This is a genomic window from Herminiimonas fonticola, from assembly GCF_040395855.1.
GTDB classification, from domain to species: Bacteria; Pseudomonadota; Gammaproteobacteria; order Burkholderiales; family Burkholderiaceae_D; genus Oxalicibacterium; species Oxalicibacterium fonticola_A.
This window is the reverse complement of record NZ_JBEBPO010000021.1, coordinates 1-19685: the sequence shown is the minus strand read 5'-3', so window position 1 is coordinate 19685 and position 19685 is coordinate 1. Positions and strand designations below refer to the sequence as shown.

19 protein-coding genes and 1 other RNA gene are annotated in these 19685 nt (G+C 54.3%); 11 read left to right on the top strand and 9 right to left on the bottom strand.

The window, feature by feature from the left end:
* Positions 1-22: 22 nt before the first annotated feature.
* On the bottom strand, positions 23-532 hold the full coding sequence (locus ABWP27_RS04795) for a flavin reductase family protein (protein ID WP_353154100.1): 510 nt from the start codon (positions 530-532) through the stop codon (positions 23-25).
* Positions 533-645: 113 nt separating this feature from the next.
* Here ABWP27_RS04795 and ABWP27_RS04790 point away from each other — a divergent pair, with 113 nt between their 5' ends.
* From ABWP27_RS04790 to ABWP27_RS04780, 3 genes are all read left to right on the top strand, one after another.
* Positions 646-1272, top strand: coding sequence for an AMP-binding protein (locus ABWP27_RS04790; protein WP_353154097.1), 627 nt, complete (start codon positions 646-648; stop codon positions 1270-1272).
* Between the two features lie 141 nt (positions 1273-1413).
* On the top strand, positions 1414-1953 hold the full coding sequence (gene msrA / locus ABWP27_RS04785; protein ID WP_353154094.1) for a peptide-methionine (S)-S-oxide reductase MsrA: 540 nt from the start codon (positions 1414-1416) through the stop codon (positions 1951-1953).
* Positions 1954-1988: 35 nt separating this feature from the next.
* On the top strand, positions 1989-3041 hold the full coding sequence (locus tag ABWP27_RS04780) for a GMP reductase (protein WP_353154091.1): 1053 nt from the start codon (positions 1989-1991) through the stop codon (positions 3039-3041).
* 138 nt (positions 3042-3179) lie between these two features.
* Here ABWP27_RS04780 and tcdA read toward each other — a convergent pair whose 3' ends face one another.
* A complete protein-coding gene (tcdA, locus tag ABWP27_RS04775; protein ID WP_353154089.1) occupies positions 3180-4043 on the bottom strand; it encodes a tRNA cyclic N6-threonylcarbamoyladenosine(37) synthase TcdA in 864 nt (287 codons plus the stop codon).
* A 199-nt stretch (positions 4044-4242) separates the two neighbouring features.
* Here tcdA and ABWP27_RS04770 point away from each other — a divergent pair, with 199 nt between their 5' ends.
* Positions 4243-4776, top strand: coding sequence for a hemerythrin domain-containing protein (locus tag ABWP27_RS04770; RefSeq protein WP_353154087.1), 534 nt, complete (start codon positions 4243-4245; stop codon positions 4774-4776).
* A gap of 13 nt (positions 4777-4789) precedes the next feature.
* Positions 4790-5425 (top strand): pyridoxamine 5'-phosphate oxidase, encoded by a 636-nt coding sequence (gene pdxH, locus ABWP27_RS04765; RefSeq protein WP_353154084.1) that lies wholly within the window; start codon positions 4790-4792, stop codon positions 5423-5425.
* Between the two features lie 78 nt (positions 5426-5503).
* Here pdxH and ABWP27_RS04760 read toward each other — a convergent pair whose 3' ends face one another.
* Positions 5504-7096: a glycosyltransferase family 39 protein gene (locus ABWP27_RS04760; RefSeq protein ID WP_353154081.1), complete on the bottom strand. Its 1593-nt coding sequence runs from the start codon at positions 7094-7096 to the stop codon at positions 5504-5506.
* Between the two features lie 196 nt (positions 7097-7292).
* On the opposite strand from ABWP27_RS04760, the gene ABWP27_RS04755 reads away from it, so the two are divergent.
* From ABWP27_RS04755 to ABWP27_RS04745, 3 genes are read left to right on the top strand one after another with little or no spacing between them, the layout of a single operon-like run.
* Positions 7293-8297: a glycosyltransferase family 2 protein gene (locus ABWP27_RS04755; protein ID WP_353154079.1), complete on the top strand. Its 1005-nt coding sequence runs from the start codon at positions 7293-7295 to the stop codon at positions 8295-8297.
* Positions 8284-8694 carry a GtrA family protein gene (locus ABWP27_RS04750; RefSeq protein ID WP_353154076.1) on the top strand — a complete coding sequence of 137 codons (411 nt, stop codon included), beginning with the start codon at positions 8284-8286 and terminating at the stop codon, positions 8692-8694. The genes ABWP27_RS04755 and ABWP27_RS04750 overlap by 14 nt, the downstream gene beginning before the upstream one ends.
* Positions 8695-8702: 8 nt before the next feature.
* On the top strand, positions 8703-9488 hold the full coding sequence (locus ABWP27_RS04745) for a ChbG/HpnK family deacetylase (RefSeq protein WP_353154074.1): 786 nt from the start codon (positions 8703-8705) through the stop codon (positions 9486-9488).
* 87 nt (positions 9489-9575) lie between these two features.
* Here ABWP27_RS04745 and ABWP27_RS04740 read toward each other — a convergent pair whose 3' ends face one another.
* The 6 genes from ABWP27_RS04740 to ABWP27_RS04715 all read right to left on the bottom strand — a co-directional run bounded on the left by ABWP27_RS04740 (position 9576) and on the right by ABWP27_RS04715 (position 14751).
* Positions 9576-10643, bottom strand: coding sequence for an FUSC family protein (locus ABWP27_RS04740; protein ID WP_353154071.1), 1068 nt, complete (start codon positions 10641-10643; stop codon positions 9576-9578).
* A 409-nt stretch (positions 10644-11052) separates the two neighbouring features.
* Positions 11053-11413, bottom strand: a transfer-messenger RNA (tmRNA) gene (gene ssrA / locus ABWP27_RS04735).
* Between the two features lie 107 nt (positions 11414-11520).
* Complete coding sequence (locus ABWP27_RS04730) at positions 11521-12186, bottom strand: HAD family hydrolase (protein ID WP_353154069.1); 666 nt, start codon at positions 12184-12186, stop codon at positions 11521-11523.
* A gap of 81 nt (positions 12187-12267) precedes the next feature.
* A complete protein-coding gene (ubiG, locus tag ABWP27_RS04725) occupies positions 12268-12963 on the bottom strand; it encodes a bifunctional 2-polyprenyl-6-hydroxyphenol methylase/3-demethylubiquinol 3-O-methyltransferase UbiG (protein ID WP_353154066.1) in 696 nt (231 codons plus the stop codon).
* A 120-nt stretch (positions 12964-13083) separates the two neighbouring features.
* Entirely contained in the window at positions 13084-13701 is a 618-nt protein-coding gene (gene ompA, locus ABWP27_RS04720) for an outer membrane protein OmpA (protein ID WP_353154064.1), read from the bottom strand.
* A gap of 315 nt (positions 13702-14016) precedes the next feature.
* Entirely contained in the window at positions 14017-14751 is a 735-nt protein-coding gene (locus ABWP27_RS04715) for an OmpA family protein (RefSeq protein WP_353154061.1), read from the bottom strand.
* Between the two features lie 232 nt (positions 14752-14983).
* Between ABWP27_RS04715 and gyrA the strand changes: the two genes are divergently transcribed.
* The 3 genes from gyrA to pheA all read left to right on the top strand — a co-directional run.
* Positions 14984-17599 carry a DNA gyrase subunit A gene (gene gyrA, locus ABWP27_RS04710; protein ID WP_353154059.1) on the top strand — a complete coding sequence of 872 codons (2616 nt, stop codon included), beginning with the start codon at positions 14984-14986 and terminating at the stop codon, positions 17597-17599.
* Entirely contained in the window at positions 17599-18690 is a 1092-nt protein-coding gene (gene serC / locus ABWP27_RS04705) for a 3-phosphoserine/phosphohydroxythreonine transaminase (RefSeq protein WP_353154057.1), read from the top strand. Before gyrA ends, serC begins: the two co-directional genes overlap by 1 nt.
* Positions 18691-18733: 43 nt before the next feature.
* The coding region (pheA, locus tag ABWP27_RS04700) for a prephenate dehydratase (protein WP_353154055.1) at positions 18734-19685 on the top strand (952 nt) is incomplete at its 3' end.

The window sequence follows — 19685 nt, the reverse complement described above, 5'->3', positions numbered from 1 at the left end:
AGCCGGTCCGGCTGAAACAGATTTACAGCAATTTACTCGCCATGAAACGTCCGCCGTGGAACACCAGCGGTTCTTGCGGCGATACATCGCAGGATTCCACTTCGCCGACAAAAATAACGTGGTCGCCTTCCGGATAGCGGCTGCGGTTATGGCATTCAAACCATGCAGCAACGCCGGATAGAATCGGCAAGCCGGTCGGCGACAGCGTGAAATCCACGCCGGCAAAACGATTCTTGCTGGGTCGCGCAAAACGATTGGCCAATTCAGCCTGATCGGCGGCCAGAATGTTGATCACATAGTGCGAATTGCCGGTGAAAACAGGCAGGCTGTTGGCGGTTTGCGCCAGGCTCCACAGCACCAGCGGCGGATTGAGTGAAACGGAATTGAAGGAACTGGCCGTCAAGCCTAGAAAGGTGCCATCTTCCAGACGTGTCGTGATGATGGTGACGCCGGTGGCGAATTGCGACAATGCATCGCGAAAATGGCGTGCATCAAATACAGGTGCTGCTTTGTGTGAAGAAGAGATAGACATCGGTGATCCATGGAATTTCAATCATTATGCCGAAAAAACAGGCATTGATGGCGAAACGCCGCATTGCCGATGCGCTTATTACGTAGAATCAGGTTTGAGGAGAATCCCTGTACATGAATCTTTTTAATATTCTGCGCCAGCATGTCGCGACGCAACCGAATGCCATCGCTTCGCGCTCCAGTCGCCGTATCGTCACATATAGAAAATTCTGGTCGCGCATCGAGCGCGCCACCGCGCGCCTGAAGGATGAATGGCACGTCAAGCCCGGCGATACGGTCGTATATTGGGGGCAGGGACATCAGGATGCATTGATGCTCTATATTGCAGTCGCGCGTTGCGGTGCAAAACTGCTGCCGCTGGAACATGCGTCGCTGCAGCAGGACAGCAGCGCCATCCTGCAGAAAATTCCCGCCGCGCTATTGCTGCACGACGATGAAACGATATTCGACGTGCCGCCTGCGGCATCTGTGGTGGCGAACTTGTCGTCGCTGATCGCGACGCGTTGTCACCATACACCGCCGGTGACGGAAGATGTGCAGCAGCCCAGCCTGCTTTCACTGCTTATCGAAAAAGACCATGTGCTGCAAGAGAAAGAGCAAAGTCTGCATCAGCTGACAAGCGCCGCATCGGCCGATGCCACACGCACATTCAGGATTGCAGACGCCTTGTTCGACAAGGATATTTTTGCCCCGCAGGTTTTGCCTGTATTGGTTGCCGGCGGCACCATTCTTTTTCGCTGATGATGAGTGTGCGATAGCGGGTAGCTGCGATGGACGCAGCTGTTGTTGAGAAGCTATTCGCTTTCAGTTTCCTATGCACGCTTATCGCTTTGCGCTAAAGTCATGGCATACAGTCACGGCATTTACTAACGGAGCAATGGTATGGCAACGGAAATCGCAACACTGGGCGGCGGATGTTTTTGGTGTACGGAAGCCGTCTTTCAGCAGATGAAAGGCATCACTGCAATCGAATCCGGTTATACCGGTGGCCAGGTTGCCAATCCCAGTTACGAACAAATTTGCGAAGGCACGACCGGTCATGCGGAAGTGGTGCGTTTGACTTTCGATCCTGCCGTCGTCAGCTTCCGCGAAATTCTCGAAGTGTTTTTCACCATCCACGATCCCACTACGCTGAATCGTCAGGGTAACGACGTCGGTACGCAATATCGCTCGGTGATTTATTACCATACGCCTGAGCAACAGGACATGGCCAGGCATGTCATGGCGGAAATGGCGAATGTATGGGACGCGTCTATCGTGACGGAACTGAGCCCGGCTGAAACGTATTACAAGGCCGAGGATTATCATCAGAATTATTTCCGGCAAAATCCATTGCAGGGTTATTGCGCATTTATTGTGGCGCCCAAGGTGGCTAAATTCCGGCAAACCTTTCGCGACAAAATCAGAGCGGATATGTCCTGATTTTCTGAAGTAAGGTATGCCGTCATGGAGGCCTTATGCATATTGAAGAATCGGTCAAGCTGGACTTCAAGGATGTACTGATACGTCCCAAACGCTCGACACTCACGTCGCGGCTGGAAGTCGATATCCGGCGTGAATTCATTTTTCACCATTCGCGCCAAATATATCGAGGCATTCCCATCATTGCATCGAATATGGATAGCACCGGCACTATCGAGATGGCGCATGCGCTGGCGCCGCATCAGTTGTCGGCGGCTTTGCACAAGCACTATTCCACTGATGAACTAGTCGCCTTTTTCCGGACTCTGCGCGAGTCCGCGTACCCCGCCTCTACTGCTTTCTATTCGATGGGCATCAGTCCATCTGACTACGATAAATTCATAGCGGTGATGGCGGGGCTCGACAATGCGATTGAATATGTCTGCATCGATGTGGCGAATGGCTATACCGAAGGTTTCATCAATTTCGTCAAGAAGGTGCGCAAGGAATTTCCGCATCTGACCATCATGGCCGGCAATGTCGTGACCGGCGATATCACCGAAGAGCTGATTCTGGCCGGTGCCGATATCGTCAAGGTCGGCATAGGTCCGGGGTCCGTGTGCACCACGCGCAAGATGACGGGCGTCGGTTATCCGCAATTGTCCGCGGTGATCGAATGTGCCGATGCCGCGCATGGGCTGGGAGGACAGATTTGCGCCGACGGCGGCTGTGCGGTGCCTGGCGATCTGGCCAAGGCATTCGGCGGTGGTGCGGATTTCATCATGCTGGGCGGCATGCTGGCTGGCCACGATGAATGCGCCGGTGACGTGGTGGAGCGGGATGGGAAAAAATACAAGCGTTTCTATGGCATGAGCAGCCGTGCCGCGATGGAAAAATATGCGGGTGGCGTGGCCGAATATCGCGCAGCGGAAGGCAAGGAGGTACTGGTCGACTATCGCGGCTCGGTCGCCAATACCTTGCAGGAGATTCTCGGCGGCGTGCGCTCCGCGTGTACGTATGTGGGCGCACACAAGTTGAAGGAATTGACGAAACGGACGACCTTCATCCGTGTGACGCAGCAGTTGAACGAAGTATTCGGCAAGTCCTGATGCATGCAGGTACAGATACAAAAAAGCGGCCTTGGCCGCTTTTTTGTATTGAAAAGGCAAGGTTCAAAAAACCTGCACGGGCTCCATTTTGTTTTCACGCAAGAGCCTTTCACGTCCGGGGTTCGGATGTGCCTTGATTCAGGCAGGCGGGGATAGTGCTGCTATATTTGCCGGTGCGGCAAGTTCGGTTTCCGCCGCCAGCTTGCGCAATACATGCGCCGCAGCGACCAGCCCGAAGGAGGCGGTGACGACCATCGCGGAACCGAAGCCGGCGCAATTGAGGCCGGTGATGCCGGCTTGTGCGCCGTTATCGATGTCACATGCTTCTTCGCTTTCCGGGAAGCGCAGCGGTTCGGTCGAGAAGACGGCATCGATACCGAACTTGTTTTTTGTCCCGCGCGGGAAGCCGTGTTCGGCGCGCAGGCGCTTGCGCACTTTGGCCAGTAGCGGTTCCTGTTCGGTGCGGCACAGATCGAGTACGGCGATTTTTGTCGGGTCGATTTGCCCGCCTGCGCTGCCTATGGTTACCAGCGGCAAGCCATGTTTGCGGCAATATGCAATCAGCGCTGTTTTGGCGCGTACATTGTCGATTGCATCGATGATGTAGTCGTAGTGGTGCGCGCCTATCATTTCATCCAGATTGTCGGCAGTCAGAAAATCCTCGATTTCCGTCACTACGCAATACGGATTGATTTGTTCTATGCGTTCGGCCAGCGCAGTTACCTTGGCTTTGCCCAGCGTGTCGGTCAATGCGTGGATTTGCCGGTTGACGTTGGATTCCGCCAGATTGTCCAGGTCGATCATCGTGATCTGCCCGATGGCGCTGCGCGCCAGCGCTTCGACCACCCATGAGCCTACGCCGCCTACGCCGACCACACAAACATGTGCGGCGCGAAAACGTGTCAGTGCGGCTGGGCCATAGAGACGTGCAATGCCGCCGAAACGGCGCTCGAAATCGATTTCTGGAATGACGGGAGTGAGGGATGCAGGCTGAGAATTCATGCCGCCATTTTAACGGACACCGGCTTAAATCTGCTTGCTATCGTTTTCTTTGGCAGAAAAACAAGATCTCTTCGCAGTTGCTGCAGGCGGTGTACAGCGGCGAATTATTTACGGTATTCTCGGGAATGGTTGAGATGGATCAAATGAAGCAAGTGCGGCATCCCGTAGGCTTGTTTCAGGTAATACGTGGGGTAACTAAATGAATATGTTGTTCGATACTGCACCGGATTTCGATCAGCCGATCGAGGTGCTCAAGCATTGTCATGGTCGCATACGCAAGCAGTTGAGCACCATGCAAAAGCTGCTGGTGCATTTGCCCGCTGCCGGATTGACAGAGCAGGCGCAGCAGGCCGCCAGCGCCGTGCTGCGCTATTTTGATAACGCAGCGCCGCATCATCATGCCGATGAAGAGCAGGATTTATTGCCGATGTTGCACGCGGCGGCGGCAGGCGACGATCTCGCAGTATTGAATCGGGTAGCCGAGCAGATACTGGATGAACACAGGCAGATGGAGGCGGCATGGTTTTCGCTGGCACCTCAATTGAGAAAAATTGCCGCGGGTGAAGCGGCTGAATTGTCAGCTGACAATGTGCAGTGCTTTACCGAAATGTATACCGCGCATATGGAAAAAGAAGAATCCTTCATTACGCCCATGGCGCAACGTCTTTTCAATCAGGATCAGATGATTCAACTCGGTAACGCCATGCGCGTGCGCCGTGGCATTCATGCATAAAGGAAGAAATTTCATGTCGATTGCAGATATACGCACCGATTACACGCAAGCCGATTTATCCGAAACGGACACCGCTGCAGATCCCGTAATTCAATTTGCAAAATGGTTTGATGAGGCGCTGCATGCAGAAGTGCCTGAACCGAATGCAATGGGTCTTTCCACCGTGGGCGAAAACGGTCGCCCGTCTTCGCGCATCGTACTGATCAAGGATTTTGATCAGCGCGGCTTTACGTGGTTTACCAATTACGACAGCCGCAAAGGTCGGGAGCTGGAAAAAAATCCATATGCCGCGCTGCTGTTTCACTGGATTGCACTGGAACGGGAAGTGCGTATCGAAGGGCGCGTGGAGCGGGTGTCGGCAGAAGAAAGTGAACAGTATTTTCAAAGCCGCCCGGTCAAGAGCCGTTTGAGTGCCATTGCATCAGCGCAAAGCGCGCCGATTGCGGATCGTGCGGCGCTGGAAGCGCAATATGCAAAAGTAGAGGCGCAGCATGGCGACAGTACACCGCGACCGCAGCATTGGGGCGGCTATCGCCTGAAGCCGGAATATGTCGAATTCTGGCAGGGGCGTCGTTCGCGTCTGCACGATCGGATTGCCTATACCTTGCAGAAAGACGGGCAGTGGACGCGGCAAAGGCTGCAACCTTGATAACGGCGTTTTCCATCAAAACTGACGGAAAACACCCAAACCTGGCGCTGCGTTTAACTTGAGTATTGAATGTGGCGCTTACTTCGCTGCTGCATCACACTCTGGCAGCGGCGGAATGATACCCCACTCGACCACGACTGTAGGGCCATCGGGTTTTTTGGTCCACGGAATTTCCAGCGTACCGTGCTGTGTACTCTGTGCCATCAGGGCGATCACTTCGTTATCGACCTGATCCGGATTGACTTTGCTGCGGTTGATCGCCACCAGCATTCCGCATTTGTCGGCCCGCTCTTCATCTACCCATGGCGATTTGCCGAAATCGCCGTCGATCAATACCTGTACCTGAGGGCCGATATGGGTGGCGATATTGCCGCCCAGCCAGGTATCGGATGCCACCAGTCGCAAAGGCGTTTGCATGTTTGCCTGCCACGCGGCATGTACCTGACGCGACACTTCTGCGCCGGGGAAGGTGGCGCGGCTTGGGCGGCCGGATTTGTCTGCCAGCGGTCCGCGTGCAAGGCCGTAGCCGGCGGCACCCAGCACCTGCATCACTACTACAACGATCACAGTCTTGCGCAATAGCGCTGCGTCATCGCTGCTGCGCAAAAACCAGAACGAGAAGAAGCCGAACAGGATGAAGAAGGTGGTTGCCCAGTGTGCTGCCAGCGGAATTTTCATCGCACCGGCCACGATCATCGTCAACGCCAGCGGCGCCAGGCCGACCAGCAGCAGGAAGAAACGATCGGAGGCGGCCAGTTCGCTGGCGATTGTTGGCGGACGTGCAGATTTTGGCGTCAGCTTGTACTGGCGTGCCGCCCAGATGGCGATGACGACGAGCGCCAATATCATCGCAGCGATGCGTCCCAGATTGGTCAGTGCAAAGCTGAATAATTCCTGCAACTCCAGCCAGTAAGTTGCTTGCGGCACCATCTCGCTGCCGGCGTAGGCGATCGGGCCCGCTGCCTGCTGTTTGAGCCACAGCAGATGCGGCGTCACCATCGCCACCAGGATTGCGGTTGCCAGCGCGATGCCTTTCCAGGTACGGGCGCGCAGCAGATGGCCGGTAAACAGCAGGTACAGGAAGAACGCAGAGAACTGGATCAGCGCGCTGTATTTAGTCAGGAAGGCGCAGCCGCAAAAGAAGCCGAGCATGGCCCAGGCGCGCATGCTGTCGTAGCGGGTAGCGCGGTAAAACATCCAGATCGCGCCGGCTACCGACCATAGTTGCATCGTGTTGTGGTTATTCATCACGCCACGTACGGTGAAGTAGGCGACCAGCGACACCAGCAGCGTCGCGATCAGCGCACGACGTTGCGTGGTCATTTCGCAGCCGAGCTTCCAGACCAGCCACAAGGACAGCACGACACTGAGTTGGCCGGTGAAAAAGGTCAGCCAGACCGGGCGGCCGAAAATCGATACCAGTCCGTACAATATCCACGAAGGCAGCGGCGGATGCTTGTAATATCCCCATTCCAGCCCGCTGGCCCAGACCAGCTCTTCCATATTGTCCCAGTCCGGCGCGCGATGGCTGAGGCCGGTGAAGACGCTCCACAACAGCAGATGCAGCAATAACAGCAGAATGACCAGCGGCACGATATTGTCGGCGCTGGGAGAAAACAGTCGCGTGAATTTGCCGGACGAAGTAGCGGGCTGAAGTGGCTGGGTTGGCATCATCGATAAGGATAGAGATAAGTTATGTACGTCGAACAGCGAAACAATTCCGGTTTGGCAATCGTATAGGGTAGTGGTGAATTATAATCGTTGGCCTGAATGCCCTACGAACTTTTTACCCTGTAACCATGCCCATATCCTTGATTCTCGCAGAGTTTTACCCGACTCTGCCACACCGCCCAGAAAGGTTGTTTTCATGGTGACATTGAGCGCACTGCCGAAACATCGCCCGGATCATGCCCTGATTTCCTGCGTGATTCCGGCATACAACGAGGCTGCGCATCTGGCGGCATTTTTGCGCGATTTGAGAGCAACCCTTGCGACCTTTGCCGCGCGCTATGAAATCATCGTGGTCAATGATGGCAGCAAGGACAATACGGACGAGGTGATGGCGCCTTTGCTGAAGGAAGCAGGGCTGCGCTACATCAGCTTTTCGCGTAATTTCGGCAAGGAAGCGGCATTGTCAGCGGGTATCGATGCGGCGCAGGGCGATGCGGTGATCCTGCTGGACGGCGACTATCAGCATCCGCTGGAACTGCTGCCGGAAATGGTGCGACTGTGGCAGAGCGGTATCGATATGGTGTACGGCGTGATCAGCGATCGCAGCAATGAGTCGCGTCTGAAGCGCTGGGGTACCGGCATGTTTTACCATTTGATGGAATCCGGCGCGCCGATCACGATTCCGCGCAATGCCGGCGATTTCCGCTTGATGGACAGGCAGGTGGTGCATGCCCTGCGCCAGCTGCCGGAGCGTAATCGTTTCATGAAGGGCTTGTATGCGTGGGTAGGTTTCAGCAGCATTGCCCTGCCGTTTGTGCCGAATGAGCGTGCGACCGGTGTTTCCAGTTTCAGTTATCGCAGCCTGAGCCGGCTCGCATTGGCCGGTGTCACGGCGTTCACCACACTGCCTTTGCGCATATGGAGCGGCATAGGTGTGGTGATTTCCATCATTGCGATTCTGTATGCATTCTGGATTGCCGGCGAAGCCATCCTGTTCGGCAATGATGTGCCGGGCTGGTCGACCTTGGCTGCCGGCCTGATGTTCTTCTCCGGCATTCAACTGATTTCCATCGGCGTGCTGGGCGAATACATGGGACGCGTGTACGACGAGGTTAAAAAACGCCCCTTGTATGTGGTGGCGCATGATATCGATAACGGTCCGCTGACGACGACAGACAAGGGTGCGCATGCGCCTGATTGAACTGTTGCGCGTACTGCGCTTCGGCATCGTCGGGCTGATCGCGGCGGCGGTACATTACTGGGTCGTGATTGCGCTGGTCGAGCTGTTGTACATCCCGCCGCTGCAGGCGAATGTGGGTGGTTTTGCGGTGGCGTTCTGGGTCAGTTATTTCGGCCACAGGCACTGGACCTTTGCCGATACGCTGGCCGCACATAAGGCAGCGCAGCACTCATCTTTTCTACGCTTTTTGTTTGTCGCCGTGCTCGGATTCTGTGCCAATGAATTATTGTTTTACCTGCTGCTGCATTATGCAGGCATGCGGTATTACATCGCGCTGGCGGTTGTCGTATTCACGGTTGCCGTGATGACGTATGTGCTGAGCCGCCTATGGGCATTTCGTCGCGCAGTACAACCATGAGAAATACCATGACACCGATCGCACTGTGCTCCGACGATTACGCGCAGAATCCGGGCATCGATGCCGGCATTCTTGAATTGCTCGCATTGGGTCGTCTCAGCGCGGTCAGCTGCTTCAGTACCTCGCCACGCTGGCCTGCGGCAGCACCAGCCTTGCGCGCTTTTCGCGAACAGGCCGATATCGGTTTGCACTTCAATCTGACGGAAGGTTTTGGCAGTACGGCACCCAGCCTGCACGCAGTGATTTTGCGCAGCTTTCTGCGCCTTATCGATTTGCGTCATGTGGAGCAGGAGTTGCAACGGCAGCTTGATGCATTTGAAGCGGGCTTCGGCCAGCCGCCGGATTTTATCGATGGCCATCAGCATGTGCATCAATTACCGGGCGTGCGCCGGATTGTACTGAAGCTGATCCAGCAACGTTATCCAGGCCACCCCATATGGGTGCGTAATACGGTGCCGGCGAATCCTGCGTGGCGCGGCAAACCGCAGATACTGAAATATCTTGGCGGTCAGTCGCTGGCGACTGACTTGCAGGCCGCAGGCATTGCGAGCAATCGCGGTTTTGCCGGTGTGTATGGCTTTGATCAGGAAGATTACGGCGCGTGCTTCAAGGCCTGGCTGGATGCGGCACAGCCGGGCATGCTGATGATGTGTCATCCGGCGACGGCGCCTTATCCGGATGATGAGATTGCACTACAGCGCGTGGTTGAATATAACTTCTTCCGCTCGGAAGAGTACGCCGTGATGCTTGATGCTGCCAGCCTGAGGCTGGAGCGTTTGTCGGTTGTGCTCTGAACATTGATTGGCCGCAAGTTGCATCCATATCAAACGGGCCCTATAGGTCTGCTCTGTTTTGGTGTGCGATATCCGCAGGTCTGAGCTTCAGTACAAAAAGCGGGCAGGAATCAAACGACGTATTGGGCGCCCCACAATATCGCGAAAGCGTGGGCTGTGCAGGCAGATAGCACCAGTGAAGCCGGCCAGACACCCGAGCACCGTGTCGAAGAAGCGCGCCTGAATCAATAGCGAGGGTGAACCGTTGCCCAAAGTTGTGGCCTCGGCCAGCAATATCGTCAACGGCGTGATGAAAATCGCTGCAAAGCCATAATGCCGGACGATTGCCATTTCAATGATGAAGGCCAGCATCATCATGATCAGCGAGATGCTCCATTTTTCCAGCGGCAGCAAAAGCAGGCACCAGGCGACCAGCAGTCCGATGCTGGTGCCGACGATGCGCTGCAATTGCTTGTTCCATACTGCACGCAGCGTGTGTCCCTGAATGACGGCGAGACAGCTGACAGGCACCCAGTACGCTTTCTCCAGTTGCAGGGCCTGCGCCAGTGCCAGCGATATGCCGACGAAGGCGCCTATGATCAATGAGTCGAAAACGATGAAATCAAAAGTCGGTGGTGGCAGCGCAGGTATTGCTTCAGCCGGTCGCAGGCGCAAGATGTAGATGCTGTAGAAAAACGCGATCAGGCAGGCCAGCAGGCATCCCAGTGTCAGCAGCCCTACCTGCCGTGGGAGATCGATGAATTCAACCGGCGAGTACGCACCTATCGCTGCGGCCATGATGAAAAACAGACTGCCTGGAGGCCCCAAGCCGTAGAAACGGCAAAGCATGGTCACTAGCACTGTGGTGAAGACGAGTATCGGTACCAGCAGCACCGGGAAAAAATGCGCCATGACGCCGAAGGCATAGCAGGCCGACATGGAAAATGCGCAAGCCATGATGGATACCATGCGGTGATGCAGCGGCGTACTCGGCAGGTACAAAAACACCATGCCGCCAAGCGAGGAAACCAGGCCGAATTCCAGATGATTGAAATAGGCGCCGATCAGCAAGGGCAGGCCGGAAGAAAGTGCGGCTGCGAACGGCATTTGCCACAGGCGATCACTGGAATTGACCTTTGCCAGCTGACGCAGCTCCGTTTTCAACAGAGAGATCAAGCTGTTCCATCCATCTCGCAATTGCATCGTTCATGTACCTTTGTCGTTATTGCATGAACAAGCCGCTCATCATTCGGCGGATCGCTTGCAGGGCCATCAGTCTTTATCACAGAGAAAGAATATACGCCGTTTGCCTATTGCCCTGAGGCCTTGCCGGTTTTTATGCCGTACAGGAAGCCAGCGTTTAGCTGTAGTGTTGGTCAGCTTCAGTTGCCTGCACTGATGCGTGAATGTTGCCTGAACAGGTCAGAACGAGCGTTATCACAGTCTTAATTTTATGGGCTTATCCGTCTTGGAACTGAATATGTCGATGAAACTGGAGTGGGCATGCCTTGGGTGCAAAATCACGCAAATACTATCTTGCGGGACAAAAAAAATCCCAGCCGATCAAGGTTGGGATTTTCAATATTGGTGGAGGCGGCGGGAATCGAACCCGCGTCCGAAAGTACTCTACAGACAGTTCTACATACTTAGCACTGCCATTTGATTTAACCGGTACAACGCGGACGTGCACGCTGTGTACAAGCGAGTTACCTATTATTTAATGCGATGCCAAGTAACCCGGCATTACACGAGTCCCTGTAAATGACTCTACAGCTTTTAAGGGCCCACCCCAGGGACGAGGTGTTGTAGAGCTAACAGCAATTAAGCTGCTAGTGCGTACGAGTTATCGTTTGCAGTTAAGTTTTTTCAGGTTGTATTTACGAGGTAGCCCGCCCTCGGTATGCCCTGCGCTGCTTTGCAACCCCCGTCGAAACCAGGTCGCCCCCAAGCATCACCATTGTAACGCAATAGATGGGGCACTTCATTATTGATTCAAGAGTGTTTGATGTGAATGCCGCTGACTGTGCCGGACCGACTTGATACCGGGGCAAACTCAGGATAGCCGATCCAGAAGATCGAATAGCTGTTGCGGCGAATCGACCAGCGCATCGGCATTCCAGGTGGCGGGCGCAGCCTCGCCGCAATAGCCCCATGCAGCCGCGATGGTTGTCATGCCGGCAGCCTGGCCTGCTTGAATATCGCGCAGGTCGTCGCCGACATACCAGCAATGTTCCGGCTGAACACCCATGCGTTTGGCGGCCTCGAATAAGGGTGCAGGGTGCGGTTTCGGGTGTGCGGTGGTATCGCCGGAAATGACGCAGGCCGCATGGTGCAGGCCGATCTGGGGCACCAGTTGATCGGTCAGTTGTGCTGCCTTGTTCGTGACGATGCCCCAAGCGATGTTTTTCGCTTGCAAGCCTGACAACAATTCGGAGATGCCTTCAAACAAGCGGCTATTGACTGCGATTGCCGATGCATAGTTGTGCAAAAAACTGTCGCGTAGTTCTGCATATTCCGCATCTTGCGGTGTGATGCCGAAGGCAGCGCCTATCAAGCCGCGTGCACCGGCAGATGCGACGGGACGCAGCAGTGCGTAGTCGGCAGGTGCCAAGCCGCGAGTCACACGCAATTGGTTGACTGCGCCTGCCAGATCAGGTGCGGTATCGGCAAGCGTGCCGTCGAGATCAAACAAAATGGCGAGGGGAGTAGGCAGTTTCATGCGGATTCAATGTGCAGGTTGAAAAAGTAAACAACGCTTATCGCACAGACGACGATAAGCGTGCTGCGCCGATGCTGGGAGTCAGGCGGGTTTGCTGCATGCAACCAGATAATTGACACTGGTGTCATGCGTAAGCGAATAGATTTTCGTCAGCGGATTGAAACCCATGCCCCTGAGACTTTCGATGTTTAGCCCAGCTTCGCGTGCAAACCGGGAAAGTTCGGCTGGCGTGATGAACTTGGCGTAATCGTGTGTGCCTTTCGGTAGCAGTCGCAACAGATATTCTGCGCCGAGCACGGCGTGCAGATATGCTTTTGGATTGCGATTGATGGTTGAAAAAAATATTGTCCCGCCAGGTTTGGCAAGTTTGGCCGCAGCGGCAACGATGGACGCAGGGTCAGGCACATGTTCCAGCATTTCCATGCAGGTAACGATATCGAATTTGCCCGCCTCACGCGCGGCCATGTCTTCAGCTGCAATCAATTCATAGCGCACCTGCACACCGGATTCCAGACTGTGCAGATCGGCGACTTTCAGCGCTTTTTCGGATAGATCGATGCCCGTTACATTGGCGCCTTTTTTTGCCATCGACTCGGCCAGAATGCCGCCGCCGCAACCGATATCGATTACCGTTTTGCTTGCCAATGGGGCCCGGCTATTGATCCATTCAAGGCGCAATGGATTAATTTCATGCAGGGGACGAAATTCCGATGTGGGGTCCCACCATTGATGGGCCAGATCGCTAAATTTTTTCAGTTCTAAAGGGTCGGCATTCATGGGCTAAATGATAACTGGAAAGTGGGATGCGCGCGCTGATGTCGCCAATTGAAAAATGGATTAATCGATGCGCGAAAAAAAACCCCGCCGCAGCGGGGTTTTTGATTCGTATGAAACGAATTATTTACGTGTACCGACAACTTCGATTTCTACGCGACGGTTTTGTGCGCGGCCAGCAGCTGTTTTGTTGGTAGCAACTGGTTGTTTTTCGCCTTTACCTTCGGTGTAGACGCGTTTTGCATCGATACCTTTGCCAACCAGGTAGCCTTTAACAGCTTCTGCGCGACGGATCGACAGTTTTTGGTTGTATGCATCGGAACCAACGGAGTCGGTATGACCAACAGCGATGATAACTTCCAGGTTCAAATCTTTGAGCTTGGATGCCAGATCGTCAAGCTTGGCTTTGCCGTCTGCCTTCAATACTGCCTTGTCGAAGTCAAAGAATGCATCAGCTGCAAACGTGACTTTTTCCGAAGTAGGTACTGGAGCTGCTGCGGCAGGCTTTGCAGCAGCTGGAGCTGCTGCGGCTACCAATGCGCCATCGCAACCTGCAACTGAATCAGCTGGAGTCCAGTAGCCAGTGTGCCAGCACAAGCCAGTTCCGCTACGAACGATCGTGCCATTGCTGGCTTGAGCGTAGGCGCTGTTTGGAGTGCTCGCTTTGATGTCGGTTTGGGCATGTGCAGACATTGCAACGACTGCGGACGCAGCGAAGACGAGTTTTGCTAATTTATTCATATTTCTTTCTCCTCTCGAGTGAGATATCCGCAGATAAACTGCGCAAATTACGTGAATGACATCGGATGTGGATACTAACACGCGCTTCAACAACCACATGAAACTTATTGTTCGCATGCAATAGTTTAACTTGCTACTATTTTGCCACAGCAGCTGCTTCAGCGAACCTTGTTAAATCGGTTGATTGCCATTTCTTTAAAATTGTTGCGCTTATACAACGACCTGCCGGGCAATATTTCTCTTTGCAAAACATTGACCTTTGGATATGAAAATCGTTCATGTTTTGAGGAAATTTTAATTAAATTAACTACATCTTTATTTGGGTTGATCGTGAACTTCGATGAAGACGCGTCGATTGGGTGCCAGGCAGGAAATGAGTTTCGCGTGCGGCAATTTTTCATCACACAATTTAACGGCCTGGGTTTCGCCGGCGCCGAGTACATTCATTTTGGTGCTGATTCCTTTGGCCTTCAGATAGCCGGCAACCGATGCCGCCCGTTTTTCTGACAAGGTCTGGTTGAACTCGCTGGAGCCCAGATGATCGGTATGTCCGGTGATCGTAATGCCGTCAATTCCCTTGCATTTCGCAAGTATCGGTAAAACTTTTTGATCAATCTGCTGTTTTGCGGCCTTGTTTAGTGTGGCCTTGTTAAAAGCGAAGGTCTGATCGCTTGCGAGCGTGAGAGTGGTCTTGCAAGACGATTTTGCTGCTGACGACATCGATTGTGTTTCTTTTTCCAGGCTATTCGCCATTTCCGGTGCGGTTGGATTGGGGATGGGCGATGTCAAAGCGCCATCGCATCCTGCAATGGCATCGTCGGGGGTCCAGAAGCCGGAGCGCCAGCAAAGACCGTAGCCGCTGCGCGTGATGGTGCCGCGACTGTCCTGATTGTAGGAGTGATTCGATGGGGCTTGGATGTCTGTGGTGGTTTGTGCGGCAGCATACGCTGAAGCGGTGCCGACTAGCAGACCTAAGACCAGTTTGTTAATCATGTTTTTCTCGTGGTGGAATGATGTTCGGGAAACAAGGCAGATTTCAGCAGCCAGCATTTAAACATATTTTCTTGAAAATCAGTCGCAGCAGCACTTAGCGTTTGCAAAGTTCCTGCGATGGCGAAAGCGAGGAGAAGAGTCCTCTGCCGTGTTAAAATCTACGATTTGCCGGATCGTGCGTATTTCCTGTGTATTCCATGCGGATTTGAATCGCATTGGGACCGCATTGAAATAGTAGTCAGCCGATTTTTCATTATCAAACCCTAGCCAAAGACCAGACGAACAGCCAATGGATCAATTCGCTAAAGAAACAATTCCGATTTCGCTTGAAGAAGAGATGCGCAAGAGTTACCTCGATTACGCGATGAGCGTCATCGTGGGGCGCGCATTGCCTGACGTGCGTGACGGCTTGAAGCCGGTGCACCGTCGGGTTCTGTTTGCGATGCATGAAATGAACAATGTCTGGAATCGCCCGTTCGTCAAATGCGCGCGCGTGGTCGGTGAGACCATGGGTAAATACCACCCGCACGGCGACGCGTCGATTTACGACACGCTGGTGCGGATGGCACAGCCATTTTCGCTGCGTTACATGCTGGTCGACGGCCAGGGTAACTTCGGTTCGATCGACGGCGATAACGCGGCGGCGATGCGTTACACCGAGTGTCGCCTGGACAAGATTGCCGGCGAACTGCTGGCCGATCTGGACAAGGAAACTGTCGATTTCGTGCCTAACTATGACGGCAAGGAAAAAGAGCCGTCGGTGCTGCCGACGCGTATTCCGAACTTGCTGATCAACGGTTCATCCGGTATTGCGGTTGGTATGGCGACGAATATCCCGCCGCACAATATTACTGAAGTCATCGATGGCGCCTTGCACGTATTGCGCAATGCAGAGGCCACGGTCGATGAACTGATCGAAATTATTCCGGCGCCGGATTTCCCGACGGGCGGCATTATTTATGGCGTGTCAGGCGTACGCGACGGTTATCGTACCGGTCGCGGTCGCGTCGTGATGCGCGCAAAAACGCACTTCGAAGAATACGGCAAGGAAAACCGCTCGGCGATCATCGTCGACGAACTGCCGTATCAGGTGAACAAGAAGTCGCTGCTGGAGCGTATCGCCGAATTGGTGCGTGACAAAAAGCTCGACGGTATTTCCGATATTCGCGACGAATCCGACAAGTCGGGTATGCGCGTTGTGATCGAACTGAAGCGTAATGAAGTACCGGAAGTGGTACTGAACAATCTGTACAAGCAGACTCAGTTGCAAGACACCTTCGGCATGAACATGGTGGCGCTGGTTGATGGTCAGCCTAAATTGCTGAACCTGAAGCAGATGCTGGAATGCTTCCTGTCGCATCGCCGTGAAGTGGTGACACGCCGCACGATATTTGAATTGCGCAAGGCGCGCGAACGTGGTCACGTGCTGGAAGGTCTGGCAGTTGCGCTGGCGAACATCGACGATTTCATTGCGATCATCAAGGCAGCACCTACGCCGCCAGTGGCAAAAGTCGATTTGATGTCGCGTGCATGGGATTCATCCGTGGTGCGCGAAATGCTGGCACGTACCGGTGAAGAAGGCGTCGGCGGTGTCAATGCCTTCCGTCCGGAAAACCTGCCTGCGCATTACGGTATCCAGACTGACGGTTTGTACAAACTGTCCGACGATCAGGCGCAGGAAATTCTGCAGATGCGTCTGCAACGCCTGACCGGCCTGGAGCAGGACAAGATCGTCAATGAATACAAGGAAGTCATGTCGCAGATCGCCGATCTGCTCGACATCCTGGCCAAGCCTGAGCGCGTCACTGTCATCATCACCGACGAGCTGACCGTAGCGAAAAATGAATACGGCATCGGCAACAAGGATGAGCGTCGTTCGTCTATCGAATTGAATGCAACCGATCTCGGCACCGAAGATCTGATCACGCCACAGGATATGGTTGTGACCCTGTCGCATACCGGTTACATGAAATCGCAGCCGATTACCGAATACCGTGCGCAAAAACGCGGTGGCCGCGGCAAGCAGGCGATGGCAACCAAGGAAGATGACTGGATCGACCAGCTGTTCATCGCCAATACCCACGACTACATTCTGTGCTTCAGTAATCGCGGCCGTATGTACTGGCTGAAGGTATGGGAAGTGCCGCAAGGTTCGCGCAACTCGCGCGGCAAGCCTATCGTCAACATGTTCCCGTTGCAGGATGGCGAAAAGATCACCGTGATCCTGCCGGTCTCCGGCGAGAATCGCACCTTCCCGGAAGATCGCTATATTTTCATGTCGACCAGTCTCGGTACCGTGAAAAAGACTTCGCTCAGCGATTTCAGCAATCCACGCAAGGCCGGCATTATCGCGGTCGATCTGGATGAAGGCGATTTCCTGATCGGTGCAGCGCTGACCGACGGCAAGCACGACGTGATGCTGTTCTCCGATTCCGGCAAGGCAGTGCGTTTTGATGAAAACGATGTGCGTCCTATGGGTCGTACTGCACGTGGCGTACGCGGCATGAATCTGGAGGAAGGTCAGCAAGTTATCGCCTTGCTGGTGGCAGAGAACGAGCAGCAGTCGGTCCTGACGGCAACTGAAAATGGTTTCGGCAAACGTACGCCGATCACCGAATACACGCGTCATGGTCGCGGTACCAAAGGCATGATCGCGATTCAGACCAGCGAACGCAACGGCAAAGTGGTGGCAGCGACACTGGTGGAAGCAGCAGATGAAATCATGCTGATCACGACCGGTGGCGTACTGATTCGCACGCGTGTCGCAGAGATTCGTGAAATGGGCCGCGCAACGCAAGGTGTGACGCTGATCGCTGTCGAAGACGGCACCAAGCTGAGTGGTCTGCAACGTATTCTGGAATCAGATATTGAAGAAGACCAATCCGGTACGGAGGAAGAAGAATAATGAAGCGTGTGTTTAACTTTTCGCCGGGACCAGCTGCGATTCCACAGGAGGTAATCCAGCAGGCGGCGGATGAGATGGCAAACTGGAGAGGCTGCGGTTTGTCAGTAATGGAGATGAGCCATCGCGGTCGCGAATTTACTGAAATCCTGGCAACCACCAAGGATGATTTGCGTTCCCTGATGTCGATTCCCGACAACTACAAGATTTTGTTGATGCAGGGCGGCGCCATTGCCGAGAACGCAATCGTGCCGATGAATCTGGTCGGCAGGAAGTCGCAGCCTGCGACCATTGATTTCGTCAATACCGGTCACTGGTCGGTCAAGAGCATTGAAGAAGCGCACAAGTACGCAAATGTGAACATTGCAGCTTCATCGGAAGACAAAAACTTCACGTATGTGCCTGCGCGCGACACCTGGAAACTGACACCTGATGCAGCGTATGTGCATGTCTGCACGAACGAAACCATCGGCGGCGTTGAGTTCGATTACACACCGGATGTCGGCAATGTGCCGCTGGTGGCCGATATGTCGTCGAATATCCTGTCGCGTGAAATCGATGTATCCAAGTACGCGGTGATTTACGCCGGCGCACAAAAAAATATCGGCCCTGCAGGCTTGACCATCGTGATTGTGCGCGATGACATGCTTGGGCATGCACTGCCTATCTGTCCATCCGCTTTCGACTGGAAACTGGTCGCCGAACATGACTCCATGTTCAACACGCCACCAACCTATCCTATCTATATCGCGGGCCTGACCTTCCAGTGGATGAAGCGCCAGGGTGGTGTTGCAGCGATGGAAAAAGTTAACATCGCCAAGGCGAAACTGGCCTACGATTATCTGGATTCGACCGATTTTTATATCAATAACGTGCCGGCAGCGAATCGTTCGCGCATGAACGTGCCATTCTTCCTGCGCGACGCATCCTTGAACGCGAAGTTCCTGGCCGAAGCGGAGCAGAACGATCTGGTGCAGTTGAAAGGCCATAGTTCGGTCGGCGGCATGCGTGCATCGATTTACAATGCAATGCCGATTGAAGGCGTGCAGGCGCTGGTCGATTTCATGAAGGCATTCGAGAAAAAATACGGTTGATTTTCATTCCAATCAAAATCTGACGTGCTTGCATAATAAATATATGACGACGGACGACAAGCTCAAACCGCTGCGTGAACAAATCGATGCGATCGATGCGCAAATTCTCGATTTGCTCAACCGGCGTGCCCGTGTGGCGCAGGAAGTCGGTCACGTCAAGGCGGAAACCAATGCGCCGGTGTTTCGTCCGGAGCGCGAAGCACAGGTGTTGCGCAGCGTGGCGGAGCGTAATCCCGGGCCTTTGCTCGATACGGATATTCAAACCGTTTTTCGTGAGGTGATGTCGGCTTGCCGTGCGCTGGAAAAACGCGTCACGGTCGCTTATCTCGGTCCTGCGGGAACATTCAGCGAGCAGGCGGTGTATCAGCAATTTGGCCGTGCGGTCGAGGGTATGCCGTGCGTATCCATCGATGAAGTGTTTCGTGCGACGGAAGCTGGTACTGCCGATTTTGGCGTAGTGCCGATTGAAAATTCTTCCGAAGGCGTGATTAATCGCACGCTCGATTTGCTGCTGCAGACCACACTGACAATCAGCGGCGAAGTATCGATACAGGTGAATCACAGTCTGATGACGCGTTCCGGCAATATGAGCGGGATCAGCAGTATTTGCGCGCACTCGCAGGCATTGGCGCAATGCCAGGTGTGGCTTAACCAGAACTATCCGAATATCGAACGAAGAGCTGTCGCTTCCAACGGTGAAGCGGCACGCCTGGCGGGTGAAGATACGACGGTGGCGGCCATTGCCAGCGAGATCGCGGGCCAAAAATACAATCTGCAAGTCGTCAAGGCGCATATCCAGGACGATCCGCATAATCGCACGCGTTTTGCGGTAGTCGGTCGTTTGCATACTGCGGCCAGCGGCAAGGATCAAACTTCGCTGGTGTTATCGGTGCCGAACAAGTCCGGAGCGGTCTACAATCTGCTGGCACCACTGGCGAAACATGGCGTGTCGATGACGCGCTTCGAGTCCCGTCCTGCGCGCATGGGCACGTGGG

Bases quoted from the DNA above. Each gene is read 5' to 3' on its own strand.
- ABWP27_RS04795 (WP_353154100.1), bottom strand. From the start codon at position 532: ATGTCTATCTCTTCTTCACACAAAGCAGCACCTGTATTTGATGCACGC.
- ABWP27_RS04790 (WP_353154097.1), top strand. From the start codon at position 646: ATGAATCTTTTTAATATTCTGCGCCAGCATGTCGCGACGCAACCGAAT.
- msrA (WP_353154094.1), top strand. From the start codon at position 1,414: ATGGCAACGGAAATCGCAACACTGGGCGGCGGATGTTTTTGGTGTACG.
- ABWP27_RS04780 (WP_353154091.1), top strand. From the start codon at position 1,989: ATGCATATTGAAGAATCGGTCAAGCTGGACTTCAAGGATGTACTGATA.
- tcdA (WP_353154089.1), bottom strand. From the start codon at position 4,043: ATGAATTCTCAGCCTGCATCCCTCACTCCCGTCATTCCAGAAATCGAT.
- ABWP27_RS04770 (WP_353154087.1), top strand. From the start codon at position 4,243: ATGAATATGTTGTTCGATACTGCACCGGATTTCGATCAGCCGATCGAG.
- pdxH (WP_353154084.1), top strand. From the start codon at position 4,790: ATGTCGATTGCAGATATACGCACCGATTACACGCAAGCCGATTTATCC.
- ABWP27_RS04760 (WP_353154081.1), bottom strand. From the start codon at position 7,096: ATGCCAACCCAGCCACTTCAGCCCGCTACTTCGTCCGGCAAATTCACG.
- ABWP27_RS04755 (WP_353154079.1), top strand. From the start codon at position 7,293: ATGGTGACATTGAGCGCACTGCCGAAACATCGCCCGGATCATGCCCTG.
- ABWP27_RS04750 (WP_353154076.1), top strand. From the start codon at position 8,284: ATGCGCCTGATTGAACTGTTGCGCGTACTGCGCTTCGGCATCGTCGGG.
- ABWP27_RS04745 (WP_353154074.1), top strand. From the start codon at position 8,703: ATGACACCGATCGCACTGTGCTCCGACGATTACGCGCAGAATCCGGGC.
- ABWP27_RS04730 (WP_353154069.1), bottom strand. From the start codon at position 12,186: ATGAAACTGCCTACTCCCCTCGCCATTTTGTTTGATCTCGACGGCACG.
- ubiG (WP_353154066.1), bottom strand. From the start codon at position 12,963: ATGAATGCCGACCCTTTAGAACTGAAAAAATTTAGCGATCTGGCCCAT.
- ompA (WP_353154064.1), bottom strand. From the start codon at position 13,701: ATGAATAAATTAGCAAAACTCGTCTTCGCTGCGTCCGCAGTCGTTGCA.
- ABWP27_RS04715 (WP_353154061.1), bottom strand. From the start codon at position 14,751: ATGCTGGCTGCTGAAATCTGCCTTGTTTCCCGAACATCATTCCACCAC.
- gyrA (WP_353154059.1), top strand. From the start codon at position 14,984: ATGGATCAATTCGCTAAAGAAACAATTCCGATTTCGCTTGAAGAAGAG.
- serC (WP_353154057.1), top strand. From the start codon at position 17,599: ATGAAGCGTGTGTTTAACTTTTCGCCGGGACCAGCTGCGATTCCACAG.